The 22181-nt window shown below is 70.7% G+C and carries 21 protein-coding genes; 1 reads left to right on the top strand and 20 read right to left on the bottom strand.

Features of this window, described 5'->3' with window-relative positions; all coding sequences use genetic code 11:
• Window positions 1–23 precede the first annotated feature (23 nt).
• The 13 genes from metK to pyrR all read right to left on the bottom strand — a co-directional run bounded on the left by metK (window position 24) and on the right by pyrR (window position 14490).
• Window positions 24–1247 carry a methionine adenosyltransferase gene (gene metK / locus ACWCQM_RS39755; RefSeq protein ID WP_450919942.1) on the bottom strand — a complete coding sequence of 408 codons (1224 nt, stop codon included), beginning with the start codon at window positions 1245–1247 and terminating at the stop codon, window positions 24–26.
• A 230-nt stretch (window positions 1248–1477) separates the two neighbouring features.
• Window positions 1478–2689, bottom strand: coding sequence for a bifunctional phosphopantothenoylcysteine decarboxylase/phosphopantothenate--cysteine ligase CoaBC (coaBC, locus tag ACWCQM_RS39750; protein ID WP_450919941.1), 1212 nt, complete (start codon window positions 2687–2689; stop codon window positions 1478–1480).
• Window positions 2690–2865: 176 nt separating this feature from the next.
• Window positions 2866–3138 carry a DNA-directed RNA polymerase subunit omega gene (gene rpoZ / locus ACWCQM_RS39745; RefSeq protein WP_003970369.1) on the bottom strand — a complete coding sequence of 91 codons (273 nt, stop codon included), beginning with the start codon at window positions 3136–3138 and terminating at the stop codon, window positions 2866–2868.
• 102 nt (window positions 3139–3240) lie between these two features.
• Window positions 3241–3858: a guanylate kinase gene (gene gmk / locus ACWCQM_RS39740; RefSeq protein ID WP_450919940.1), complete on the bottom strand. Its 618-nt coding sequence runs from the start codon at window positions 3856–3858 to the stop codon at window positions 3241–3243.
• A 38-nt stretch (window positions 3859–3896) separates the two neighbouring features.
• Window positions 3897–4220, bottom strand: coding sequence for an integration host factor (locus ACWCQM_RS39735; RefSeq protein ID WP_014157387.1), 324 nt, complete (start codon window positions 4218–4220; stop codon window positions 3897–3899).
• A 245-nt stretch (window positions 4221–4465) separates the two neighbouring features.
• The gene (gene pyrF, locus ACWCQM_RS39730) at window positions 4466–5305 is read right to left on the bottom strand and encodes an orotidine-5'-phosphate decarboxylase (RefSeq protein WP_450919939.1); all 840 of its coding nucleotides are present in this window, start codon (window positions 5303–5305) and stop codon (window positions 4466–4468) included.
• Window positions 5302–6411 carry a quinone-dependent dihydroorotate dehydrogenase gene (locus ACWCQM_RS39725; protein WP_450919938.1) on the bottom strand — a complete coding sequence of 370 codons (1110 nt, stop codon included), beginning with the start codon at window positions 6409–6411 and terminating at the stop codon, window positions 5302–5304. The genes pyrF and ACWCQM_RS39725 overlap by 4 nt, the downstream gene beginning before the upstream one ends.
• Before the next feature lie 60 nt (window positions 6412–6471).
• Complete coding sequence (carB, locus tag ACWCQM_RS39720; protein WP_450919937.1) at window positions 6472–9780, bottom strand: carbamoyl-phosphate synthase large subunit; 3309 nt, start codon at window positions 9778–9780, stop codon at window positions 6472–6474.
• Complete coding sequence (carA, locus tag ACWCQM_RS39715) at window positions 9773–10915, bottom strand: glutamine-hydrolyzing carbamoyl-phosphate synthase small subunit (protein ID WP_450919936.1); 1143 nt, start codon at window positions 10913–10915, stop codon at window positions 9773–9775. Before carA ends, carB begins: the two co-directional genes overlap by 8 nt.
• Window positions 10912–11514, bottom strand: a complete 603-nt coding sequence (locus ACWCQM_RS39710) for a PH-like domain-containing protein (protein WP_450919935.1) — start codon at window positions 11512–11514, stop codon at window positions 10912–10914. The genes carA and ACWCQM_RS39710 overlap by 4 nt, the downstream gene beginning before the upstream one ends.
• A complete protein-coding gene (locus tag ACWCQM_RS39705) occupies window positions 11511–12797 on the bottom strand; it encodes a dihydroorotase (RefSeq protein ID WP_450919934.1) in 1287 nt (428 codons plus the stop codon). Before ACWCQM_RS39705 ends, ACWCQM_RS39710 begins: the two co-directional genes overlap by 4 nt.
• Window positions 12798–12799: 2 nt before the next feature.
• Entirely contained in the window at window positions 12800–13816 is a 1017-nt protein-coding gene (locus ACWCQM_RS39700; protein ID WP_073751724.1) for an aspartate carbamoyltransferase catalytic subunit, read from the bottom strand.
• Between the two features lie 89 nt (window positions 13817–13905).
• Window positions 13906–14490 (bottom strand): bifunctional pyr operon transcriptional regulator/uracil phosphoribosyltransferase PyrR, encoded by a 585-nt coding sequence (gene pyrR / locus ACWCQM_RS39695; RefSeq protein WP_073751721.1) that lies wholly within the window; start codon window positions 14488–14490, stop codon window positions 13906–13908.
• Window positions 14491–14711: 221 nt separating this feature from the next.
• Here pyrR and bldD point away from each other — a divergent pair, with 221 nt between their 5' ends.
• Window positions 14712–15212, top strand: coding sequence for a transcriptional regulator BldD (gene bldD / locus ACWCQM_RS39690; protein ID WP_014044812.1), 501 nt, complete (start codon window positions 14712–14714; stop codon window positions 15210–15212).
• Window positions 15213–15494: 282 nt separating this feature from the next.
• On the opposite strand, the gene nusB is transcribed toward bldD, so the two are convergent.
• From nusB to aroC, 7 genes are all read right to left on the bottom strand, one after another.
• Entirely contained in the window at window positions 15495–15926 is a 432-nt protein-coding gene (nusB, locus tag ACWCQM_RS39685; protein WP_031097763.1) for a transcription antitermination factor NusB, read from the bottom strand.
• A 2-nt stretch (window positions 15927–15928) separates the two neighbouring features.
• Entirely contained in the window at window positions 15929–16495 is a 567-nt protein-coding gene (gene efp / locus ACWCQM_RS39680) for an elongation factor P (protein ID WP_311313502.1), read from the bottom strand.
• 51 nt (window positions 16496–16546) lie between these two features.
• Complete coding sequence (locus tag ACWCQM_RS39675) at window positions 16547–17653, bottom strand: M24 family metallopeptidase (protein WP_450919933.1); 1107 nt, start codon at window positions 17651–17653, stop codon at window positions 16547–16549.
• 69 nt (window positions 17654–17722) lie between these two features.
• A complete protein-coding gene (locus tag ACWCQM_RS39670; RefSeq protein ID WP_073751712.1) occupies window positions 17723–18550 on the bottom strand; it encodes a Pro-rich N-terminal domain-containing protein in 828 nt (275 codons plus the stop codon).
• Between the two features lie 107 nt (window positions 18551–18657).
• On the bottom strand, window positions 18658–19101 hold the full coding sequence (gene aroQ / locus ACWCQM_RS39665) for a type II 3-dehydroquinate dehydratase (protein WP_124279745.1): 444 nt from the start codon (window positions 19099–19101) through the stop codon (window positions 18658–18660).
• Window positions 19098–20744 (bottom strand): 3-dehydroquinate synthase, encoded by a 1647-nt coding sequence (aroB, locus tag ACWCQM_RS39660; protein WP_450919932.1) that lies wholly within the window; start codon window positions 20742–20744, stop codon window positions 19098–19100. The genes aroQ and aroB overlap by 4 nt, the downstream gene beginning before the upstream one ends.
• A complete protein-coding gene (gene aroC, locus ACWCQM_RS39655) occupies window positions 20741–21925 on the bottom strand; it encodes a chorismate synthase (protein ID WP_267076809.1) in 1185 nt (394 codons plus the stop codon). Before aroC ends, aroB begins: the two co-directional genes overlap by 4 nt.
• Between the last annotated feature and the right edge of the window lie 256 nt (window positions 21926–22181).

The following is a 22181-nucleotide window of genomic DNA, read 5'->3' as shown; positions in this document are numbered from 1 at the left end:
GCGTACGGAACGGGCGGCGGTGCCTAGAGCCCCGCTGCCGCGCGCAGCGCGTCCACGCGGTCGGTGCGCTCCCAGGTGAAGTCGGGGAGCTCGCGGCCGAAGTGCCCGTACGCCGCGGTCTGGGCGTAGATCGGGCGGAGCAGGTCGAGGTCACGGATGATCGCGGCCGGGCGGAGGTCGAAGACCTCGCCGATCGCGTGCTCGATCTTCTCCGTGTCGACCGCGGCGGTGCCGAAGGTCTCGACGAACAGGCCCACCGGCTCGGCCTTGCCGATCGCGTAGGCGACCTGGACCTCGCAGCGGGTGGCCAGGCCGGCCGCGACGACGTTCTTGGCGACCCAGCGCATGGCGTAGGCGGCCGAGCGGTCGACCTTGGAGGGGTCCTTGCCGGAGAAGGCGCCGCCGCCGTGGCGGGCCATGCCGCCGTACGTGTCGATGATGATCTTGCGGCCGGTGAGGCCGGCGTCGCCCATCGGGCCGCCGATCTCGAAGCGGCCGGTCGGGTTCACCAGGAGGCGGTAACCCTCGGTGTCCAGCTTGATGCCGTCCTCGATCAGCTGCGCGAGGACGTGCTCCACGACGAACTCGCGGATGTCGGGCGCGAGCAGCGAGTCGAGGTCGATGTCAGAGGCGTGCTGCGAGGAGACGACGACCGTGTCGAGGCGGACGGCCTTGTCGCCGTCGTACTCGATGGTGACCTGGGTCTTGCCGTCGGGGCGCAGGTACGGGATGGTCCCGTTCTTGCGGACCTCGGACAGCCGGCGCGAGAGCCGGTGCGCCAGGTAGATCGGGAGCGGCATCAGCTCGGGCGTCTCGTCGCAGGCGTAGCCGAACATCAGCCCCTGGTCGCCGGCGCCCTGCTTGTCGAGCTCGTCCTCCTCTTCCCTCCGGGAGGCACCCTCGACGCGCTTCTCGTAAGCGGTGTCGACACCCTGGGCGATGTCCGGGGACTGCGCCCCGATGGACACGGAAACGCCGCAGGAGGCTCCGTCGAAGCCCTTCTTGGAGGAGTCGTAGCCGATCTCCAGGACCTTGTTGCGCACAAGGTTGGGGATGTCGGCGTAGGCCTTGGTCGTGACCTCACCCGCGACATGCACCAGACCAGTGGTGATCAGGGTCTCGACGGCGACGCGCGAGGAAGGGTCCTCGCGCAGGAGCGCGTCGAGAATCGTGTCGCTGATCTGGTCAGCGATCTTGTCGGGGTGGCCCTCGGTGACGGACTCCGAGGTGAAGAGACGGCGGGACACATCGCTCCCTGGGGTTGCAGCGGCTGCTGGCTGATCATTGATGGACCTCCGGGAGCTGCGCCCGGCACATTCCGTCGACCAGTTTATCGGTCGCTCCCGGTGAATGGGCCACGCGTCTCGCCCCTTGGGAGGTCTGTGACCTGCGGCACTGTTGACGGCGGTATGAAAATCCATCCTTTCGGGTGCACAATATGGCCGATTATCGTGAGATTCCTCCCATCGGCGCCGGCCTATGTGATCTGGCCGAAACGTGCCGCCACGAGGTCCCACACCGTGTCGGCGAGCGCCTCCTTGGGACCGTACGGAACCGCCCGCTCGCCTCCGTCGGCGGCGAGCACGACCGCCTCGTTCTCCTCCGATCCGAAGGTCTTGCGCTCCCCCACCTCGTTGACGACGAGGAGATCGCAGCCCTTGCGGCGGAGCTTCTCGCGTCCGTTGGCCAGCACGTCGTCGGTCTCGGCGGCGAAGCCGACGACGATCTGTCCGGGCCGGGCGCGTTCCGCGGCGACCTCCGCGAGGATGTCGGGGTTGCGGACGAGCTCGACGGCGGCCGGCTCCTGGCCGTCCTTCTTCTTGATCTTGCCCGTGGCGTAGACGGCGGGGCGGAAGTCGGCGACCGCCGCCGCCATGACCACCACATCGGCGTCGGCCGCGGCCTTCAGCACGGCCTCGCGCAGCTGCACGGCGGTTCCCACGCGCACCACGTCGGCGCCCGCCGGGTCGGCGAGCCCCGTGTTGGCCTCGACCAGCGTCACCCGGGCGCCCCGGGCGACGGCCGTGCGGGCGAGGGCGTAACCCTGCTTGCCCGAGGAGCGGTTGCCCAGGTAGCGGACGGGGTCGAGGGGTTCACGGGTGCCGCCCGCGCTGATCACCACATGGCGGCCCGCGAGGTCGGGCGTGCCGGGACCGCGCGTCAGGACGGCGCGGCAGACCTCGAAGATCTCTCCCGGGTCGGGCAGCCGGCCCTTGCCCGTGTCCACACCGGTGAGCCTGCCGACGGCCGGCTCGATGACGACGGCGCCCCGGCGGCGCAGGGTGGCGACGTTCTCCTGGGTGGCGGGGTGCTCCCACATCTCGGTGTGCATCGCGGGCGCGAAGACGACCGGACAGCGCGCGGTGAGCAGGGTGTTCGTGAGGAGGTCGTCGGCCAGGCCGTGGGCGGCCTTGGCCAGCATGTCCGCGGTCGCGGGGGCGACGACGACGAGGTCGGCGGCCTGGCCGATCCTGACGTGCGGCACCTCGTGGACGCTCTCCCAGACCTCGGTCGAGACGGGGTTCCCGGAGAGGGCGGACCAGGTCGCCGCCCCGACGAAGTTCAGCGACGCGTCGGTCGGCACGACCCGTACGTCGTGGCCGGACTCGGTCAGCCTGCGCAGCAGCTCGCACGCCTTGTAGGCGGCGATGCCCCCGCTGACCCCCAGGACGACCTTCGGCTTCTCCACTGCGTCTCCCCGCACTCGTGTCTCCGCGCACTCCCGTGCGGCCTCATGACGTACGTACTCCATGCTGCCTCACCGCGCCCGCGGCCCCGCGGCGGGCCCGCTGCGGACACACCACAGGCCCGGCGGCAACGGCCGCCGGGCCTGTGGTGAAGGTGCGTTTCCTGCGTACCGCCTGATTACTGCGCGGGGCCTTCGATGGCCTCGGAGGTCAGCAGGCCCGCGTTGATCTCGCGGAGCGCGATCGAGAGCGGCTTCTCGTGCACGTGGGTGTCGACGAGCGGACCGACGTACTCGAGGAGGCCTTCACCGAGCTGCGAGTAGTACGCGTTGATCTGGCGCGCGCGCTTGGCGGCGTAGATCACGAGGCTGTACTTCGAGTCGGTGGCCTCGAGGAGCTCATCAATCGGCGGGTTGATGATGCCCTCGGGCGTGGTGATGGAAGAGGACACTCTCTGCCTTCCGAAGGGGATAGAGATCAAAGAGATCTTTGATCATGCTGGTTCCGCAGTGGTGATGCTCTGCGTCCGTGCAGCGGCGAGGGACCAGTGAGGTCAGTCGTCGATGCCGCGGAGGCCGGAAGCCTGCAGCATCAACGTTAGCAGCTCGCGTGCCACGTCCTCGACGGAGGTGTTGACGAGGGTCGTGTCGAACTCCGCCTCGGCGGCCAGCTCGACCTTGGCGGCCGCGAGCCGGCGCTCGATCACGTCGGCCTCCTCCGTGCCCCGGCCGGTGAGCCGGCGCACCAGCTCGTCCCAGCTGGGCGGCGCGAGGAAGACGAGCTGCGCCTCGGGCATCGACTGGCGGACCAGCCGGGCGCCCTGCAGGTCGATCTCCAGCAGCACCGGCTCGCCCGACTCCAGGCGGTCGAGCACGGCACGGCGGGGTGTGCCGTAGCGGTTGCCCGCGAATTCGGCCCACTCCAGCAGCTCGCCGTTGGCGATCAGCTTGTCGAACTCCTCGTTGTCCACGAAGAAGTAGTGGACCCCGTTGCGCTCGCCGGGGCGGGGCTTACGGGTCGTCGCGGACACCGAGAGCCAGACCTCGGGGTGGACCTTGCGCATATGAGCGACGACCGTGCTCTTGCCGACCCCTGAAGGGCCGGAGAGCACGGTCAGCCGCGGACGTACGTCCGGGGGTACGGGGGACGTCCCCCGGGATGTTGCAGCCATGGGGCGATTATCCAGGTTCTCAGGGGTGCCTGAGAACGTCAGGCGGCGCTGCCGCCGAACTCACGCTCCAGGGATGCGATCTGGTTGGAGCCAAGACCCCGGACCCGGCGGCTCTCGGAGATGCCGAGCCGCTCCATGATCTGCTTGGCGCGGACCTTGCCCACGCCCGGCAGGGACTCCAGGAGGGCGGAGACCTTCATCTTGCCGATGACGTCGTTCTCCTGGCCCTGCTTGATGACCTCATGGAGGGAGGCGCCGGAGTGCTTGAGTCGATTCTTGACCTCGGCCCGCTCCCGGCGAGCCGCGGCGGCCTTTTCGAGCGCGGCTGCGCGCTGTTCAGGGGTAAGGGGCGGAAGAGCCACGCCTACGTCACCTCGGATGTCGATCTGTCGGATACGGACCGGTGTGGGACCTGATGGCTCCACACCTGGTGAGCAACGAAACAACCTGTACTCGTTGGCTCTCGACGGAGACTAGCGGCCATGGCCGCCTGAGTCAGCGAGAACAGACGAAAAGTCCTGGTCAGCCTTGGCCGACCCGGACATTTCAGCCATAACAACCCGGAATTCTGGTCAGGATTCCGTCAACAGGCTGTTACGTGGCATGGTCAGCTTTCCGAGACGGCCGTACGGACCTCGTCCGCGAACCGTCCGGCGGCTTCGCGCAGCCCTGACGCGTCCGGACCATGGCGCAGCACGCCCCGGCTCACGCTCGGCACCACATTGCCCACCGCGGCGCCGAACACGCGGGGAAGATCCGCGGGGGTGGCGCCCTGGGCGCCGATGCCGGGAGCGAGCAGCGGGCCGTTGACGGCCAGATCGACGCCCGCGTCGCCGAGCGTGGCGCCGACGACCGCGCCGACGGAGCCGAGCGGCGTCGCGCCCGCGTTCTCGACGGCCATGTGGTCGAGCATCACCTGCGCCAGCGAGCGTCCGTCGGCGGCGGTGGCGCGCTGGACCTCGGCGCCCTCCGGGTTGGAGGTGAGGGCGAGCACGAAGACGCCGGCGCCGGAGACCGCCGCGGCGTCGAGCGCCGGACGCAGCGAGCCGAAGCCGAGGTAGGGCGAGACGGTGACCGCGTCGGAGAAGAGCGGGGAGTCCTTGTCGAGGTAGGTCGCGGCGTAGGCGCCCATCGTGGAGCCGATGTCCCCGCGCTTGGCGTCCATGAGCACCAGCGCCCCGGCCGCACGGGCCTCCTCGACGGCCTTCTCCAGCACGGCGATGCCGCGCGAACCGAAGCGCTCGAAGAAGGCCGACTGCGGCTTCAGCACCGCGACCCGGTCGGCCAGTGCCTCGACGACCGTGCGCGTGAAGCGCTCCAGGCCCGCGATGTCGTCGTTCAGGCCCCAGGAGGTGAGCAGGGAGGCGTGCGGATCGATGCCCACGCAGAGCGGTCCGCGGGTGTCCATGGCGTGGCGCAGGCGCGCGCCGAAGGGTTCGGGGGTCACTGCACGGCCTTCCGTGTCTCGGCGCCGACGGCTTCGGCGAGGGTGGCGTACGGGGATGCGGCCAGCCGGGCGGCCAGGCCCTTGTGGATCGCGCGGGCGTAGAACGGGCCCTCGTAGATGAAGGCGCTGTAGCCCTGGACGAGCGTGGCACCGGCGAGGATGCGCTGCCAGGCGTCCTCGGCGTTCTCGATGCCTCCGACACCCACCAGGGTGATCCGGGTGCCCACACGCGCGTACAGGCGGCTCAGGACCTCCAGGGAGCGTTCCTTGAGGGGTGCGCCGGAGAGCCCGCCGGTCTCCTGGACCAGGGAAGCGTCGGACCTCAGGCCGAGGCCGTCGCGGGCGATGGTGGTGTTGGTGGCGATGATGCCGTCGAGACCGAGCTCGACGGCGAGGTCGGCGACCGCGTCGACGTCCTCGTCGGCGAGGTCCGGGGCGATCTTGACGAGCAGCGGGACCCGCCGCCCGGTGACGGTGCGGTCGGCGGCCTCGCGCACGGCGCTGAGCAGCGGGCGGAGCGCCTCGGTGGCCTGGAGGTTGCGCAGGCCGGGGGTGTTCGGCGAGGAGACGTTCACGACGAGGTAGTCGGCGTGGGCGGCGAGCCGCTCGGTGGACTTCACGTAGTCGCCCACGGCCTCGTCCTCGGGGACCACCTTGGTCTTGCCGATGTTGACGCCGACGGTCGTGCGGAAGACCGGGGTGCGGGCGGCGAGGCGCTCGGCCACGGCCGCGGAGCCCTCGTTGTTGAAGCCCATGCGGTTGATGAGCGCCCGGTCCGGGACGAGGCGGAACAGCCGCTTCTTCGGGTTGCCGGGCTGGGGCTCGCCGGTGACGGTGCCGATCTCGATGTGGTCGAAACCGAGCATCGACATGCCGTCGATCGCGACGGCGTTCTTGTCGAACCCGGCCGCGAGCCCGAAGGGGCCGTGCATCCGCAGGCCGAGTGCCTCGGTGCGCAGTTCCTCGTGGCGGGGGGCGAGCGCGGCGGCGACGAACGTGCGGAGCACGGGGACGCGGGCGGCGAGACGGATCCAGCGGAAGGCCAGGTGGTGGGCCTGCTCCGGGTCCATCCGCTTGAAGACCAGCTGGAAGAAGAGTTTGTACATGACGGTGTCCTCATGAAGAGGGGGACACCGTTTCCGGTGTCCCCCTGGGCGTCCTGACCGCTAGTCGCGGGCCGCGATCAGATGTTCCGCGTGTTCCTGGAGGGAACGTACGCCGACGCCACCGTGGTTGAGCGCGTCGATGCCCTGGACGGCGGCGGCGAGCGCCTGGACCGTGGTGAGGCACGGCACGGACCGGGCGACGGCCGCGGTGCGGATCTCGTAGCCGTCGAGCCGGCCGCCCGTCCCGTACGGCGTGTTGACGATGAGGTCGACCTCGCCGTCGTGGATCAGCTGGACGATGGTCCTCTCGCCCTCCGGGCCCTCGCCCTCGGAGAGCTTGCGCACGACCGTGGCGTTGATGCCGTTGCGCTTGAGGACCTCGGCGGTGCCGGAGGTGGCCATCAGCTCGAAGCCGTGGGCGACCAGCTCGCGGGCCGGGAAGATCATCGTGCGCTTGTCGCGGTTGGCGACCGAGATGAAGGCACGGCCCTTGGTGGGCAGCGGTCCGTAGGCACCGGCCTGCGACTTGGCGTAGGCCGTGCCGAAGACGGAGTCGATGCCCATGACCTCACCGGTGGAGCGCATCTCCGGGCCGAGGACCGTGTCGACGCCGCGGCCCTGGATGTCGCGGAAGCGCGACCACGGCATGACGGCCTCCTTGACGGAGATCGGCGCGTCCAGCGGCAGGGTGCCGCCGTCGCCGGTCTTCGGCAGCAGGCCCTCCTCGCGCAGCTCGGCGATGGTGGCGCCGAGCGAGATGCGGGCGGCGGCCTTCGCGAGCGGGACCGCGGTCGCCTTCGAGGTGAAGGGGACGGTCCGCGAGGCGCGCGGGTTGGCTTCGAGGACGTAGAGGATGTCGCCGGACAGCGCGAACTGGATGTTGATCAGTCCGCGTACGCCGACGCCCTTGGCGATGCCCTCGGTGGAGGCGCGCAGCCGCTTGATGTCGTAGCCGCCGAGGGTGATCGGGGGCAGCGCGCAGGCGGAGTCGCCGGAGTGGATGCCGGCCTCCTCGATGTGCTCCATGACGCCGCCGAGGTAGAGCTCGGTGCCGTCGTAGAGCGCGTCGACGTCGATCTCGATCGCGTCGTCGAGGAAGCGGTCGACCAGGACCGGCCGGGTGGGGCTGATCTCGGTGGACTCGGCGATGTAGGAGGAGAGGCGGGTCTCGTCGTAGACGATCTCCATGCCACGGCCGCCGAGCACGTACGAGGGGCGTACGAGGACGGGGTAGCCGATCTCGTCGGCGATGGCCTTGGCCTCGGAGAAGGTGGTGGCGGTGCCGTGCTTCGGGGCCGGCAGTCCGGCCTCGGCGAGCACCCGGCCGAAGGCGCCGCGGTCCTCGGCGGCGTGGATGGCCTCCGGGGAGGTGCCCACGACCGGCACGCCGTTGTCCTTGAGTGCCTGCGAGAGGCCGAGCGGCGTCTGTCCGCCGAGCTGGACGATGACACCGGCGATCGGGCCCGCGAGCGACTCCGCGTGCACGATCTCCAGGACGTCCTCCAGCGTGAGCGGCTCGAAGTACAGCCGGTCGGAGGTGTCGTAGTCCGTGGAGACGGTCTCCGGGTTGCAGTTGACCATCACGGTCTCGTAGCCCGCGTCGCTCAGGGCGAAGGAGGCGTGCACACAGGAGTAGTCGAACTCGATGCCCTGGCCGATGCGGTTCGGGCCGGAGCCGAGGATGATCACCGCGGGCTTGGTGCGCGGCGCGACCTCGCTCTCCTCGTCGTAGGAGGAGTAGAAGTACGGCGTCTTCGCGGCGAACTCGGCGGCGCAGGTGTCGACCGTCTTGTAGACCGGTCGGATGCCGAGCGCGTGCCGGACCTCGCGCACGACGTCCTCGCGCAGGCCGCGGATCTCGCCGATCTGGGCGTCGGAGAAGCCGTGCCGCTTGGCCTCGGCGAGCAGCTCGGTGTCGAGGCGCTCGGCGGAGGCCAGCTCGTCGGCGATCTCCTTGATCAGGAAGAGCTGGTCGACGAACCAGGGGTCGATCTTCGTGGCGTCGAAGACCTCCTCCTGGGTGGCGCCCGCGCGGATCGCCTGCATCACGGTGTTGATGCGGCCGTCGGTGGGGCGGACCGCCTCGGCGAGCAGTTCGGCCTTGTCGCCGGGCTCACCGGTGAAGGCGAACTGCGAGCCCTTCTTCTCCAGGGAGCGCAGCGCCTTCTGGAGCGCCTCGGTGAAGTTGCGTCCGATGGCCATGGCCTCGCCCACCGACTTCATGGTGGTGGTGAGGGTGGAGTCGGCGGACGGGAACTTCTCGAAGGCGAAGCGCGGGGCCTTGACGACGACGTAGTCGAGGGTCGGCTCGAAGGAGGCCGGCGTCTTCTCGGTGATGTCGTTGGGGATCTCGTCCAGCGTGTAGCCGACGGCCAGCTTGGCGGCGATCTTGGCGATCGGGAAGCCGGTGGCCTTGGAGGCGAGCGCCGAGGAGCGGGAGACGCGCGGGTTCATCTCGATGACGATGACCCGGCCGTCGGTGGGGTCGATGGCGAACTGGATGTTGCAGCCGCCGGTGTCGACGCCGACCTCGCGGATGATCGCGATGCCGATGTCGCGCAGCCGCTGGTACTCACGGTCGGTGAGCGTCATCGCCGGGGCGACCGTGATGGAGTCGCCCGTGTGGACGCCCATCGGGTCGAAGTTCTCGATGGAGCACACGACGACGACGTTGTCGTTCTTGTCGCGCATCAGCTCCAGCTCGTACTCCTTCCAGCCGAGGATGGACTCCTCCAGGAGCACCTCGGTGGTCGGCGAGAGAGTGAGGCCCTGTCCCGCGATGCGGCGCAGCTCCTCCTCGTCGTGGGCGAAGCCGGAGCCGGCGCCGCCCATGGTGAAGGAGGGGCGGACGACGACGGGGTAGCCGCCGAGCGTGTCGACGCCCGCGATGACGTCGTCCATGGTGTGGCAGATGACGGAGCGGGCGGACTCGCCGTAACCGATCTTCGCCTTGACGGCCTCGACGACGCCCTTGAAGAGGTCGCGGTCCTCGCCCTTGTTGATGGCCTCGACGTTGGCGCCGATGAGCTCGACGCCGTACTTCTCCAGGACACCGTTCTCGTGCATGGAGATCGCGGTGTTGAGCGCGGTCTGGCCGCCCAGGGTCGGGAGCAGCGCGTCGGGGCGCTCCTTGGCGATGATCTTCTCGACGAACTCGGGGGTGATCGGCTCGACGTACGTGGCGTCGGCGATCTCCGGGTCGGTCATGATCGTCGCCGGGTTGGAGTTCACCAGGATGACGCGCAGGCCCTCGGCCTTGAGGACGCGACAGGCCTGGGTGCCGGAGTAGTCGAACTCGGCGGCCTGCCCGATGACGATCGGACCGGAGCCGATGACCAGGACGGACTGGATATCGGAGCGCTTAGGCACGCTGGCCCTCCATCAGGGTGACGAAACGGTCGAAGAGGTACGCGGCGTCGTGCGGGCCCGCGGCTGCTTCGGGGTGGTACTGGACGCTGAAGGCCGGCTGGTCGAGCAGCTGGAGCCCTTCGACGACCTGGTCGTTCAGGCATACGTGGGACACCTCGGCGCGGCCGAACTCCGTGTCGGAGACCTTGTCCAGCGGGGCGTCGACGGCGAATCCGTGGTTGTGCGCGGTGACCTCGACCTTGCCGGTCGTGCGGTCCTGCACGGGCTGGTTGATGCCCCGGTGGCCGTACTTCAGCTTGTAGGTGCCGAAGCCGAGCGAGCGGCCGAGGATCTGGTTGCCGAAGCAGATGCCGAAGAGCGGGGTCTTGCGCTCCAGGACACCGCGCATGACGGAGACGGGGTGGTCGGCGGTGGACGGGTCGCCGGGGCCGTTGGAGAAGAAGACTCCGTCGGGCTGGACCGCGTAGACCTCGTCGAGGGTGGCGGTGGCGGGCAGGACGTGCACCTCGATGCCGCGCTCGGCCATGCGGTGCGGGGTCATGCCCTTGATGCCGAGGTCGATCGCCGCGACGGTGAACTTCTTGGTGCCGACGGCGGGGACGACGTACGCCTCCTTGGTGGCGACCTCGGCGGCGAGGTCGGCGCCGCTCATCTCGGGGGCCTGGCGCACCTTGGCGAGCAGTATGCCCTCGTCCTGGATCGCGTTGCCGGAGAAGATGCCGACGCGCATGGCGCCGCGCTCGCGCAGATGGCGGGTGAGCGCGCGGGTGTCGACGCCGCTGATGCCGACGACTCCCTGGCTCGCGAGCTCCTCGTCGAGCGAGCGGCGGGAGCGCCAGTTGGAGGGCACGCGGGCGGGGTCGCGCACGACGTAGCCGGAGACCCAGATGCGCTTCGACTCGGGGTCCTCGTCGTTCACGCCGGTGTTGCCGACGTGCGGGGCGGTCATGACGACGACCTGGCGGTGGTACGAGGGGTCGGTCAGCGTCTCCTGGTAGCCGGTCATGCCGGTGGAGAACACCGCCTCGCCGAAGGTCTCCCCCACGGCCCCGTAGGCGCGGCCGCGGAAGGAGCGGCCGTCCTCCAGGACGAGTACGGCGGGAGCTTGCGCTGCTCCCCGGGTGGAGATCGTCATCGTGCGGTGCCTTCCGTTGTGCTGGTGAGGTTCTTGCCGGCTGAGCCGGTGAGGTGGCCGACGGCGTCGACCCAGGCCTGGTGCTCGGCCGCGTGGTCGGAGCGGAACCCGGAGTCGATCAGCTGGTCGCCGTGCGCCCAGGTGATGACCAGGAGGCCGCCCTCGGGCAGGACCTTGCCCGCGAGCGCCTTGTCGAGCCGGGCCTCGCGGAGCGCGTCGGCCGGTACGAAGAAGTCCGCCGCTCCGGGGCGTACGACGTCCAGGCCCTGCTCCGTGAGGGTCAGCTCGACCCTGCTGCGGGTGCCGAGGCCGTGCGCCACGATCCGGTCGAGCCACTGCCCGGCCGTCGTCGACGCGTGGTAGCGGCCGGTCAGGGTGAGCAGGGTCTCACCGTCGGCGAAGCCCTCGGGTGTGGTCGCGAGCTCGGGGAGGCCCGACTGCAGGCGGCCCCGCCACTTCCATCCCTGGCGCATCAGCCAGTAGACGAACGCGATGAACACGGCCAGGCCGAGGACCCAGCTGATGCGGGCGGACCAGTCCGTCACTTCGGCCGACTTCTGCTCGGCGGCCAGCTGGTACAGGGGGTTGAGTGTTGTCACGCGAGCTTCCCGTCGACGACCGTGGCACGGCCCCGCAGGAAGGTGTGGGTCACTCGGCCGGGCAGCTCGCGACCCTCGTAGGGAGTGTTGCGGCTGCGGGAGGCGAAGCCCGCGGGGTCCACTGCTCCACGGTATGCCGGATCGACCAGAGTGAGGTTGGCGGGCTCACCCGCCGAGACGGGCCGGCCGTGTCCTTCGAGCCTGCCGATGGCCGCGGGACGGAACGACATGCGGTCGGCGACGCCCGCCCAGTCGATGAGCCCGGTGTCCACCATGGTCTGCTGGACCACGGAGAGCGCGGTCTCCAGGCCCACCATGCCCATGGCGGCGGCGGCCCACTCGCAGTCCTTGTCCTCGTGCGGGTGCGGGGCGTGGTCGGTGGCCACGCAGTCGATGGTGCCGTCCGCGAGCGCCTCGCGCAGGGCCATGACGTCGGCCTCGGTGCGCAGCGGCGGGTTCACCTTGTAGACCGGGTTGTAGGACCGGACGAGCTCGTCGGTGAGCAGCAGGTGGTGCGGGGTGACCTCGGCGGTGACGTTCCAGCCCTTGGACTTGGCCCAGCGGACGATCTCGACGGAGCCTGCGGTCGAGAGGTGGCAGATGTGCACCCGGGAGCCGACGTGGGCGGCGAGGAGCACGTCGCGGGCGATGATCGACTCCTCGGCGACGGCGGGCCAGCCGCCGAGGCCGAGCTCGGCCGAGACGACGCCCTCGTTCATCTGGGCGCCCTCGGTGAGGCGGGGCTCCTGGGCGTGCTGGGCGACGACTCCGTCGAAGGCCTTCACGTACTCCAGGGCGCGGCGCATGATGACGGCGTCGTCGACGCACTTGCCGTCGTCGGAGAAGACCTTCACCCCGGCGGCGGAGTCGTGCATGGCTCCGAGCTCGGCGAGCTGCTTGCCTTCCAGGCCGACGGTGACGGCGCCGACGGGCTGCACGTCGCAGTAGCCGGACTCCTTGCCGAGCCGCCAGACCTGCTCGACGACGCCCGCGGTGTCGGCGACGGGGAAGGTGTTGGCCATGGCGTGGACGGCGGTGAAGCCGCCGACGGCCGCGGCCTTGGTGCCGGTGAGGACGGTCTCGGAGTCCTCGCGGCCGGGCTCGCGCAGATGGGTGTGCAGGTCGACGAGGCCGGGCAGCAGGATCTGGCCCGCCGCCTCGATCACGGTGGCGTCGCCGGCCTCGATTCCGGTACCGGTCTCGGCGATGGTCTCGCCGTCGATGAGGACGTCCTGCGGCTCGCCGCCGAGGACCTTCGCACCGCGGATCAGGATCTTGCTCATGGTTACTTGTTCTCCTCGGTACGGGCGGAGGCGGAGGGCAGGGCGGTCTCGGAGCCGCCGAGCAGCAGGTACAGGACGGCCATGCGGGTGGAGACGCCGTTCGCGACCTGCTCGACGGCGGTGCAGCGGTCGGAGTCCGCGACCTCGGCGGTGATCTCCATGCCGCGGACCATCGGGCCGGGGTGCATCACGATGGCGTGCTCCGGCATCCGGGCCATGCGCTCGCCGTCCAGGCCGTAGCGGCGGGAGTACTCGCGCTCGGTCGGGAAGTACGCGGCGTTCATCCGCTCACGCTGCACACGCAGCATCATCACCGCGTCCGACTTCGGCAGCACGTCGTCGAGGCGGTAGCTGACGTCGCAGGGCCACTGCTCGACGCCGACGGGCACGAGGGTGGGCGGGGCCACCAGGGTGACGTGTGCGCCGAGCGTGTGCAGCAGGTGGACGTTGGAGCGGGCGACCCGGCTGTGCAGGACGTCGCCGACGATCGTGATCCGGCGGCCTTCGAGGTCACGGCCGATTCCGGCGTCGTGCCCGACCAGCCTGCGGCGGATGGTGAAGGCGTCCAGCAGGGCCTGGGTGGGGTGCTCGTGCGTGCCGTCACCCGCGTTGACGACGGCGCTGTCGATCCAGCCGGACGTCGCGAGGCGGTAGGGGGCTCCGGAGGCGCCGTGCCGGATGACGACGGCGTCGGCACCCATCGCCTCCAGGGTCAGCGCGGTGTCCTTGAGCGACTCGCCCTTGGAGACGGAGGAGCCCTTCGCCGAGAAGTTGATGACGTCGGCGGAGAGGCGCTTGGCGGCCGCCTCGAACGAGATCCGGGTCCGCGTCGAGTCCTCGAAGAACAGGTTGACGACCGTGCGTCCACGCAGTGTGGGGAGCTTCTTGATCGGCCGGTCCGCGACCCGTGCCATCTCCTCGGCGGTGTCGAGGATCAGGACGGCGTCGTCGCGGGTGAGGTCGGCGGCCGAGATCAGGTGACGGGGGGTCCGGGGGTTTCCCCCGGGAGGGCGCAGCATCTGGGATCTCCGTGAAGGGTGGAGGATTCAGGCAGGCGGGCGTGCGGAAGCGGCCGTGCGACCGGTGGGGCGCACGGAACGGGACGCTGCTACTGCTCGCCTGCCGGGACGGTCTGCTTGACGCCGAGCAGCACGGCGTCGCGGCCGTCCTCCTCGGCGAGCTGGACCCTGACCGTCTCCCTCAGCGACGTGGGGAGGTTCTTGCCGACGTAGTCGGCACGGATCGGGAGTTCGCGGTGGCCGCGGTCGACCAGGACCGCGAGCTGTACGGCACGGGGCCTGCCGATGTCGCCGAGCGCGTCGAGCGCGGCGCGGATCGTGCGGCCGGAGAAGAGCACGTCGTCGACGAGGACGACCAGACGGTCCTCGATGCCCTCACCGGGGATCTCGGTGCGTCCCAGGGCGCGCGCGGGGCGCATCCGCAGGTCGTCGCGGTACATCGTGATGTCGAGCGACCCGACCGGCGTCTTCCGGCCGGTGATCTCTTCGAGCTTCGCGGCGAGCCGGCCGGCGAGGAAGACCCCGCGCGTCGGGATGCCGAGAAGCACCACGTCGTCGGCGCCCTTGGCGCGTTCGACGATCTCGTGGGCGATTCGGGTCAGTACCCGGGCGATGTCGGGAGCCTCGAGAACGGGGCGTGCCGCATTGCCGGTGTGGTCATGCTGTGCGTCCATAAGAAACGGACCTCCTTCTCCGCCTCACTGGACGGACGTTAAAGGACGTCGAAATTGCGTCATCCACGTTACCAGGGCTTGTGTGGAGCCCAGGCCCCGCCCCCGGGAGGTGGCAGTCCGGACCTTTCGGCTTGACGCAGCCAAGTAACGCTGCGTAACCTCACAGTGAGTTACCAGCCACGCGGCCCAGCCGCAGAATGTTCCAGCGTCCGGGGAGCCTTATGTCCAGCGAATACGCAAAGCAGCTCGGGGCCAAGCTCCGCGCCATCCGCACCCAGCAGGGCCTCTCCCTCCACGGCGTGGAGGAGAAGTCGCAGGGCCGCTGGAAGGCCGTCGTGGTCGGTTCCTACGAGCGCGGCGACCGCGCCGTGACCGTGCAGCGCCTTGCCGAGCTGGCCGACTTCTACGGCGTTCCGGTGCAGGAGCTCCTGCCCGGCACGACCCCCGGCGGTGCCGCCGAGCCGCCGCCGAAGCTCGTCCTCGACCTGGAGCGCCTCGCCCACGTGCCGCCGGAGAAGGCCGGACCGCTGCAGCGTTACGCCGCGACGATCCAGAGCCAGCGCGGCGACTACAACGGCAAGGTGCTCTCGATCCGCCAGGACGACCTGCGCACCCTTGCCGTGATCTACGACCAGTCGCCGTCCGTGCTCACGGAGCAGCTGATCAGCTGGGGCGTGCTGGACGCCGACGCGCGCCGCGCTGTCGCCCACGAAGAGGGCTGACCAGCCCTTACCGACGAACGTACCGCCGGGCCGGCGGAGTCCTGGAGACTCCGCCGGCCCGGCTTTGTGCGCGTGCCGGGCGACGCCGCCCGAGCCGATGCCCCGGCCGTGCCTGCACCAGCACCCGGACGGTGCCTGCGGGGCGCCCGGGGCCCTCGTGCGGGCCCGGGCGGCCCGCCACGGCCCACTCCGCCGCAGCCCTTCCGGTACGCCTCTCCGGTACGCCGATGGGCCCACGGTCGGTCGACCGTGGGCCCATCGTTCGGCTCTACGCCGCCGGGGTCACTGCTCCCGGCGGAGGTTCGGCTTGAGGTCCTTGAACCTGGCCAGCAGGCCGTTCACGAAGGCCGGGGAGTCGTCCGTGGAGAACTCCTTGGCGAGCTGGACCGCCTCGTCGATCACCACGGCGTCCGGGGTGGAGTCCATCCAGATCAGCTCGTACGCGCCGAGCCGCAGGATGCTCCGGTCGACGACCGGCATGCGGTCGATCTCCCAGTCCACGGCGTAGGTGACGATGAGGTCGTCGATCCGGTCCGCGTACTGTGCGTACCCCTCGACCAGCTCCATCGTGAATTCACCGACCGGCGGCTGACGGTCGTCGGTCCGCGAGAGCCGTACCCAGTCCGCGAGGACCGTCTGCACGGACTCACCGCGCTGGTCAGCCTCGAAAAGGATCTGGAAGGCGCGCTTGCGGGCCTTGTTCCGGGCAGCCACGGTTAGCTGTTCACCCGGCCGAGGTAGTCGCCCGAGCGGGTGTCGACCTTGATCTTCTCGCCGGTGGTGATGAAGAGCGGGACACCGATCTCGTAGCCGGTCTCCAGGGTGGCGGGCTTGGTGCCACCGGTGGAGCGGTCGCCCTGGACGCCCGGGTCGGTGTGCTGGATGGTCAGCTCGACCGCGGCGGGCAGCTCGACGTACAGCACCTCGCCCTCGTGCTGGGCGACGGAGGCGGTGAAGCCCTCGATCAGGAAGTTGGCGGCGTCGCCGACGGCCTTGCGGTCGACCATGAGCTGGTCGTACGTGTCCATGTCCATGAAGACGAAGTACTCGCCGTCCATGTACGAGAACTGCATGTCCCGGCGGTCGATGGTGGCCGTTTCGACCTTCACACCGGCGTTGAACGTCTTGTCGACGACCTTGCCGGAGAGCACGTTCTTGAGCTTGGTGCGCACGAAGGCGGGGCCCTTGCCGGGCTTGACGTGCTGGAACTCGACGACGGACCAGAGCTGGCCTCCGTCGAGCTTGAGCACCAGGCCGTTCTTGAGGTCGTTCGTGGAAGCCACGGTTGCGGAATCTCCTGGACTGAAAGCTGGTGGACAACCAACGAACGCGCGCTAGAGCGCGAGCAGCTCCTTGGTCGTAATGGTGAGTAGCTCGGGTCCGCCGTCCGCCTCGGGGCGCACGACGAGCGTGTCATCGATCCGGACACCGCCCCGGCCCGGGAGGTGGACCCCCGGTTCGACGGTGACCGGCACACAAGCGTCCAGTTTACCCATGGCTGTCGGTGCCAACTGCGGGTCCTCGTCGATTTCGAGCCCGACCCCGTGCCCGGTGCTGGCCTGGAGGGCGTCCGAGTGGCCCGCCGAGTCCAGGAGATGGCGGGCGGCGCGGTCCACGTCACGGTAGGCGGCGCCGGGGAGAAGTGCCTCCCGTCCGGCCCTCTGAGCGGCGAAAACGAGGTCGTAGAGCTCGATCTGCCAGTCCGCGGGGCTGGTCCCGATGACGAACGTCCGGCCGATCTCGCAGCGGTATCCGCGGTAGTTCGCTCCGAGGCACACGGAGAGGAAATCCCCCTCCTCGACCCTTCGGTCCGTGGGCCGGTGGCGGCCCTGGCCCGAGTGGGGGCCGGTCCCGACGGAGGTGGGGAAGGCCGCGCCGTCCGCGCCGTGGTCCACCAGCCTGCGTTCCAGCTCCAGGGCGAGGTGACGCTCGGTGCGGCCCACAAGGATCGATTCCAGGAGCTCTCCGAGCGCCTGGTCGGTGATCTCGGCGGCGATCCGCAGACAGGCGATCTCCTCCTCGTCCTTGACGATCCTCAGCTGCTCCACCGTGGAGCCGAGGTCGGCCAGCCGCAGACGCGGGGCGACGGAGAGCATGGCGCGGTGCCGGGAGACCGTGAGGTCGTGCTCCTCGACGGCGAGGGACTCCGCGTCCAGCGAGAGGGCCAGTCCGGCCGCGGCGACGACGGGGTCGCCCGCAGGGTCGGGCAGCACCTCCAGCCGCAGCCGCTCGTCGGGCCGCCCGTGGGAGGTGTCGCCGGACGGCACCCGGGGGCAGAGCAGGACGTCCGCGCCGGGGCCGAGCAGCAGCACGGAGCCCGGCGGGGCCCCTCCCGCGAGATAGCGGACGTTGGCGGGGCGGGAGACCAGGGCGGCCGCGGATCCGGCGGCGGCGTACCGGTCACGCAGCAGCCCGCGTCGGACGGCGTACACCTCTGACATGTTTTCGAGCCTACGAGCGACGGCGTCGGCCCGCCCGGTCAGCGCACCCGACCGGGAACGGCACGACCGCTACCAGGCGGGCGGGCTGGCTATGGAGCGGGCCAGGACGTCGTCGAGGACCCGGGCGGTCGTCTCGACGTCGTAGGTGCTGTTGTCGATGATCGGCAGGCCCGAGCCGTACCAGCCGGCCATCCGGCCGTGGATCCTGGCCACTTCCTCGTCGGAGAGCCTGCGGTTCCCGCTGCGGGCCGCGTTGCGCTCCAGGACGACCTCCAGGCCGGGCAGGAGCACCACGGGCAGCAGCCCGGGGCCGACGTGCCGTTTCCAGCCTCCGAGGCCGACGACGGGCCGGTCGGGGAAGACGGCGTCGTCGAGGATGCACGAGATGCCGTTGGCCAGGAAGTTGCGTGCGGCGAAGCCACAGGTGCGCCGGGCCAGGCGGTACTGCGCCTCCGAGTGGTCGTTCCATCCGGCCTGCGGGTCGGCGAAGCCGGAGCAGACCCACTCGCGCACGTCGTCCAGGGAGACGTGCGCGGTGGGGACCCGGCGGCGGCCCGCCCAGAGTTTGGCGACCGTGGTCTTGCCGGCCCCGGCGGGGCCGATCAGGAGCACGGCGAGGGTCGCCGCGCCCGTCCCCGGCTCGGCGGGCGGCGCCGGCAGCGGCACGGGGCCGCCCGGCGGCAGCTGGATGTGCCCGGTGGTCTCCCGGGAGGGCGGCACAGGGGCGTGCTGGGGCACGGGGGCCTGGGGCGCCGGTGCCCCGGGCGCCGGCGCCATGGGAGGCAGGGGCGGCGGCGTCGGCCTGCCGGGGTGGTTCGAGTGCTGGGCCTGGTGCGTCCACGGCCCGTTCCCGGGACCCTGGGGCGGCGGCAGCGGGGCCCCCACTGCGTGCTGCATCCGGTGCCACTCCGTCTCGTGCAGGCAACTGGCGCTGGTCGACGGCAACCGTACCTTCCCCGGCCGCCACGCTGTGAACGGGCCGGGAAGGTACGAAGTGCCCGGTGTCAGTCCGTCAGTTCGTCGGCCAGGGCCCGCAGGGCGAGCCGGTAGGAGCCGATTCCGAACCCTGCCACGGTGCCGGTGGCCACGGGGGCGACCACGGAGGTGTGGCGGAATTCCTCCCGTGCGTACGGATTCGAGATGTGCACCTCGATCAGCGGTGCGGTGCGCTGCGCTGCCGCGTCCCGCATTCCGTACGAATAGTGCGTGAAGGCACCCGGGTTGAGAACGACCGGAATCGAACCGTCCGCCGCCTCGTGCAGCCAGCGGATCAGCTCGCCCTCGTCGTTGGTCTCCCGGACGTCCACGTCGAAGCCGAGCTCCTTGCCGAGGGTCCGGCAGGTGTCGACGAGACCGGCGTAGGACGTCGCTCCGTAGACGTCGGGCTCACGGGAGCCGAGACGTCCGAGGTTCGGGCCGTTGAGCACGAGGACCCTGCGGGTCGTCACGCGGAGACCTCCCCGTAGGCGGCGAGCAGGACGGCCGGGTCGGGGCCCTCCAGCACGGTGGGCTTGCCGATGCCGTCCAGGACGATAAAGCGCAGGAGGTCGCCGCGGGACTTCTTGTCGACCTTCATGTTCTCCAGGAGCTTGGGCCACTGATCACCCCGGTAGGTGAGCGGCAGTCCGACGGACTCCAGGACGGCGCGGTGCCGGTCGGCGGTCGCGTCGTCGAGGCGTCCGGCGAGCCGGCCCAGCTCGGCGGCGAAGACCATGCCGACCGAGACGGCCGCGCCGTGGCGCCACTTGTAGCGCTCGTTCTTCTCGATCGCGTGGGCCAGAGTGTGCCCGTAGTTGAGGATCTCCCGCAGGCCGGACTCCTTGAGGTCGCTGGAGACGACCTCGGCCTTGACCCGGATGGAGCGCTCGATGAGCTCCGCGGTGTGCGGCCCGGCGGGCGTGCGGGCGCCCTGGGGGTCCGCCTCGACGAGGTCGAGGATGACCGGGTCGGCGATGAAGCCGGCCTTGATGATCTCGGCCATTCCGGAGACGTAGTCGTTGACCGGCAGCGAGTCCAGCGCGGCGAGGTCGCAGAGCACCCCGGCCGGCGGGTGGAAGGCACCGACGAGGTTCTTGCCCTCGGCGGTGTTGATGCCGGTCTTGCCCCCGACCGCCGCGTCGACCATGGCGAGCACGGTCGTCGGTACGGCGATCCAGCGCACCCCGCGCAGCCAGGACGCGGCGACGAACCCGGCGACGTCGGTGGTTGCGCCGCCGCCGACACCGACGATGACATCGGTGCGGGTGAAACCGGTCTGGCCGAGCGCCTTCCAGCAGTAGGCGGCGACCTCGACGGTCTTGGCCTCCTCCGCGTTGGGCAGCTGGATCGCGATGGCCTCGTACCCCTGCGCGGCGAGGTCCTCCCGGACCGCCTCGCCGGTCTCGGCGAGCGCCTCGGGGTGCAGGACGGCGACCCTCTTGGCGCGGTCACCGATGAGGTTCGGCAGCTCGCCGAGGAGCTGTCGGCCGACGAGCACCTCGTACGGGTCGGTGCCCGCGGTGCCGGCGATCCGGATGCGCGTGGTGGCCTGCTCGCTCATGCGTGTGTTCTCCCGGCCGGGCTGAACGGCCTGGACCGCGCGCTCCGGCAGTTCCGTTGCGTCGAGGACCGCCTGGGCGACCTCCTCGGGGGTACGTTCGTCGGTCGCGACGGTCGCACCGGCCACTTCCTCGTACAGGCGGCGCCTGGCCTCCATGAGCTCGCGCCACTGGCGTCGCGGGTTCACGGCGAGCAGGGGGCGGGCCGTGTTCAGCCCGACCCGCTTGACTGCCTCGTCCACTCCCATGGAGAGATAGACCACCCTGTGGCCGGCGAGCAGCGCACGCGTCGACTCGTCGAGCACGGCACCGCCGCCGAGCGCGAGGACTCCCGGGTGCCCGGCGAGCGAGTCCCGTACGGCCTGGCGCTCCAGGTCGCGGAAGCGCTCCTCGCCCTCGTCGAAGAAGATGTCCGGGATCGACTTGCCGGCCGTGGCCACGACATCCGCGTCGGTGTCGCGGTAGGTGGTGCCGAGCCGCTCGGCAAGCAGCTCGCCCACCGTCGACTTGCCGACGCCCATCGGGCCGACCAGGACGATCAGAGGGCCGCTCACCGGATCTGGAGGTGGGAGAGGTACGACTGCACGTTGCGGTGGGTCTCGGGGACACTGTCGCCGCCGAACTTCTCCGCGACCGCGTCGGCCAGCACCAGCGCGACCATCGCCTCGGCGACGATCCCGGCGGCGGGTACCGCGCAGACATCGGAGCGCTGGTGGTGCGCCTTGGCCGCCTCGCCGGTGACGACGTCGACCGTGGCGAGCGCGCGGGGGACGGTCGCGATGGGCTTCATCGCGGCGCGGACCCGGAGCAGCTCACCGGTGGTGAGTCCGCCCTCGGTGCCGCCGGAGCGGCCGGAGGTGCGCCTGATCCCCTCCGGGGTGGCCACGATCTCGTCGTGCGCCTTGGAGCCGGGAACCCGGGCCAGGTCGAAGCCGTCGCCGACCTCGACACCCTTGATGGCCTGGATACCCATCAGCGCGGCGGCCAGACGGGCGTCGAGTCTGCGGTCCCAGTGCACATGCGAGCCGAGTCCGACCGGCACGCCGTACGCGAGCACCTCGACGACTCCGCCGAGGGTGTCGCCGTCCTTGTGGGCCTGGTCGATCTCCGCGACCATCGCCTTCGACGCGTCCGCGTCCAGACAGCGCACCGGGTCGGCGTCGAGCCGCTCGACGTCGGAGGGCTTCGGGTAGACGCCGTAGGGCGCCTTGGCCGCGGCCAGCTCGACGACGTGGGAGACGATCTCGATGCCCGCGGTCTCCTTGAGGTAGGAGCGGGCGACGGCGCCGAGGGCCACACGGGCCGCGGTCTCCCGGGCGCTGGCGCGCTCCAGGACGGGCCGCGCCTCGTCGAAGCCGTACTTCTGCATGCCGGCCAGGTCGGCGTGGCCGGGCCGGGGGCGGGTCAGCGGAGCGTTGCGGGCCTGCTCGGCCAGCACCTCGGGGTCGACCGGGTCGGCCGACATGACCTGTTCCCACTTGGGCCACTCGGTGTTGCCCACCATGACGGCGACGGGCGAGCCCATGGTGAGGCCGTGCCGGACGCCGCCGAGGAAGGTGACCTCGTCCTTCTCGAACTTCATCCGCGCGCCGCGCCCGTAACCGAGCCGTCGCCGGGCGAGCGCGTCCGCCACCATCTCCGTGGTGACCGGGACACCGGCGGGAAGACCCTCCAGCGTCGCCACCAGTGCGGGGCCGTGCGATTCCCCCGCGGTCAGCCAGCGCAACCTGCTCAACGGTGCTCCTCATGCTCGCGCCTGATACTGCGACGGCGCGACCGGGTGCGCGGCCCTGGCCCGCCGTGTCCGATCCTCCCACGACGAGGGGGCCGGGCTGCCGCCGGTCCAGCAGACGGACGTTTCGGCCCCGTCTCCACGGGGTGAAGAGACGGGGCCGGAGTGTGGACGAGAGGTCCGGGGTCTCTCGTCTGGATCAGGCGGGGCTCGTCCACACCGTGCACATGAGGGACCAGCCCACGGACCCGCCCCGCGT

Source organism: Streptomyces sp. NPDC002125 (genome assembly GCF_053593715.1).
This window is presented reverse-complemented; position numbering and strand designations above follow the sequence as displayed.

Excerpts from the sequence above, each read along its gene's own strand:
- gmk (WP_450919940.1), bottom strand. The coding sequence starts at position 3,858 with ATGGCTGCAACATCCCGGGGGACGTCCCCCGTACCCCCGGACGTACGT.
- ACWCQM_RS39725 (WP_450919938.1), bottom strand. The coding sequence starts at position 6,411 with ATGTACAAACTCTTCTTCCAGCTGGTCTTCAAGCGGATGGACCCGGAG.
- carA (WP_450919936.1), bottom strand. The coding sequence starts at position 10,915 with ATGACGATCTCCACCCGGGGAGCAGCGCAAGCTCCCGCCGTACTCGTC.
- ACWCQM_RS39705 (WP_450919934.1), bottom strand. The coding sequence starts at position 12,797 with ATGAGCAAGATCCTGATCCGCGGTGCGAAGGTCCTCGGCGGCGAGCCG.
- ACWCQM_RS39700 (WP_073751724.1), bottom strand. The coding sequence starts at position 13,816 with ATGCTGCGCCCTCCCGGGGGAAACCCCCGGACCCCCCGTCACCTGATC.
- pyrR (WP_073751721.1), bottom strand. The coding sequence starts at position 14,490 with ATGGACGCACAGCATGACCACACCGGCAATGCGGCACGCCCCGTTCTC.
- bldD (WP_014044812.1), top strand. The coding sequence starts at position 14,712 with ATGTCCAGCGAATACGCAAAGCAGCTCGGGGCCAAGCTCCGCGCCATC.
- ACWCQM_RS39675 (WP_450919933.1), bottom strand. The coding sequence starts at position 17,653 with ATGTCAGAGGTGTACGCCGTCCGACGCGGGCTGCTGCGTGACCGGTAC.
- ACWCQM_RS39670 (WP_073751712.1), bottom strand. The coding sequence starts at position 18,550 with ATGCAGCACGCAGTGGGGGCCCCGCTGCCGCCGCCCCAGGGTCCCGGG.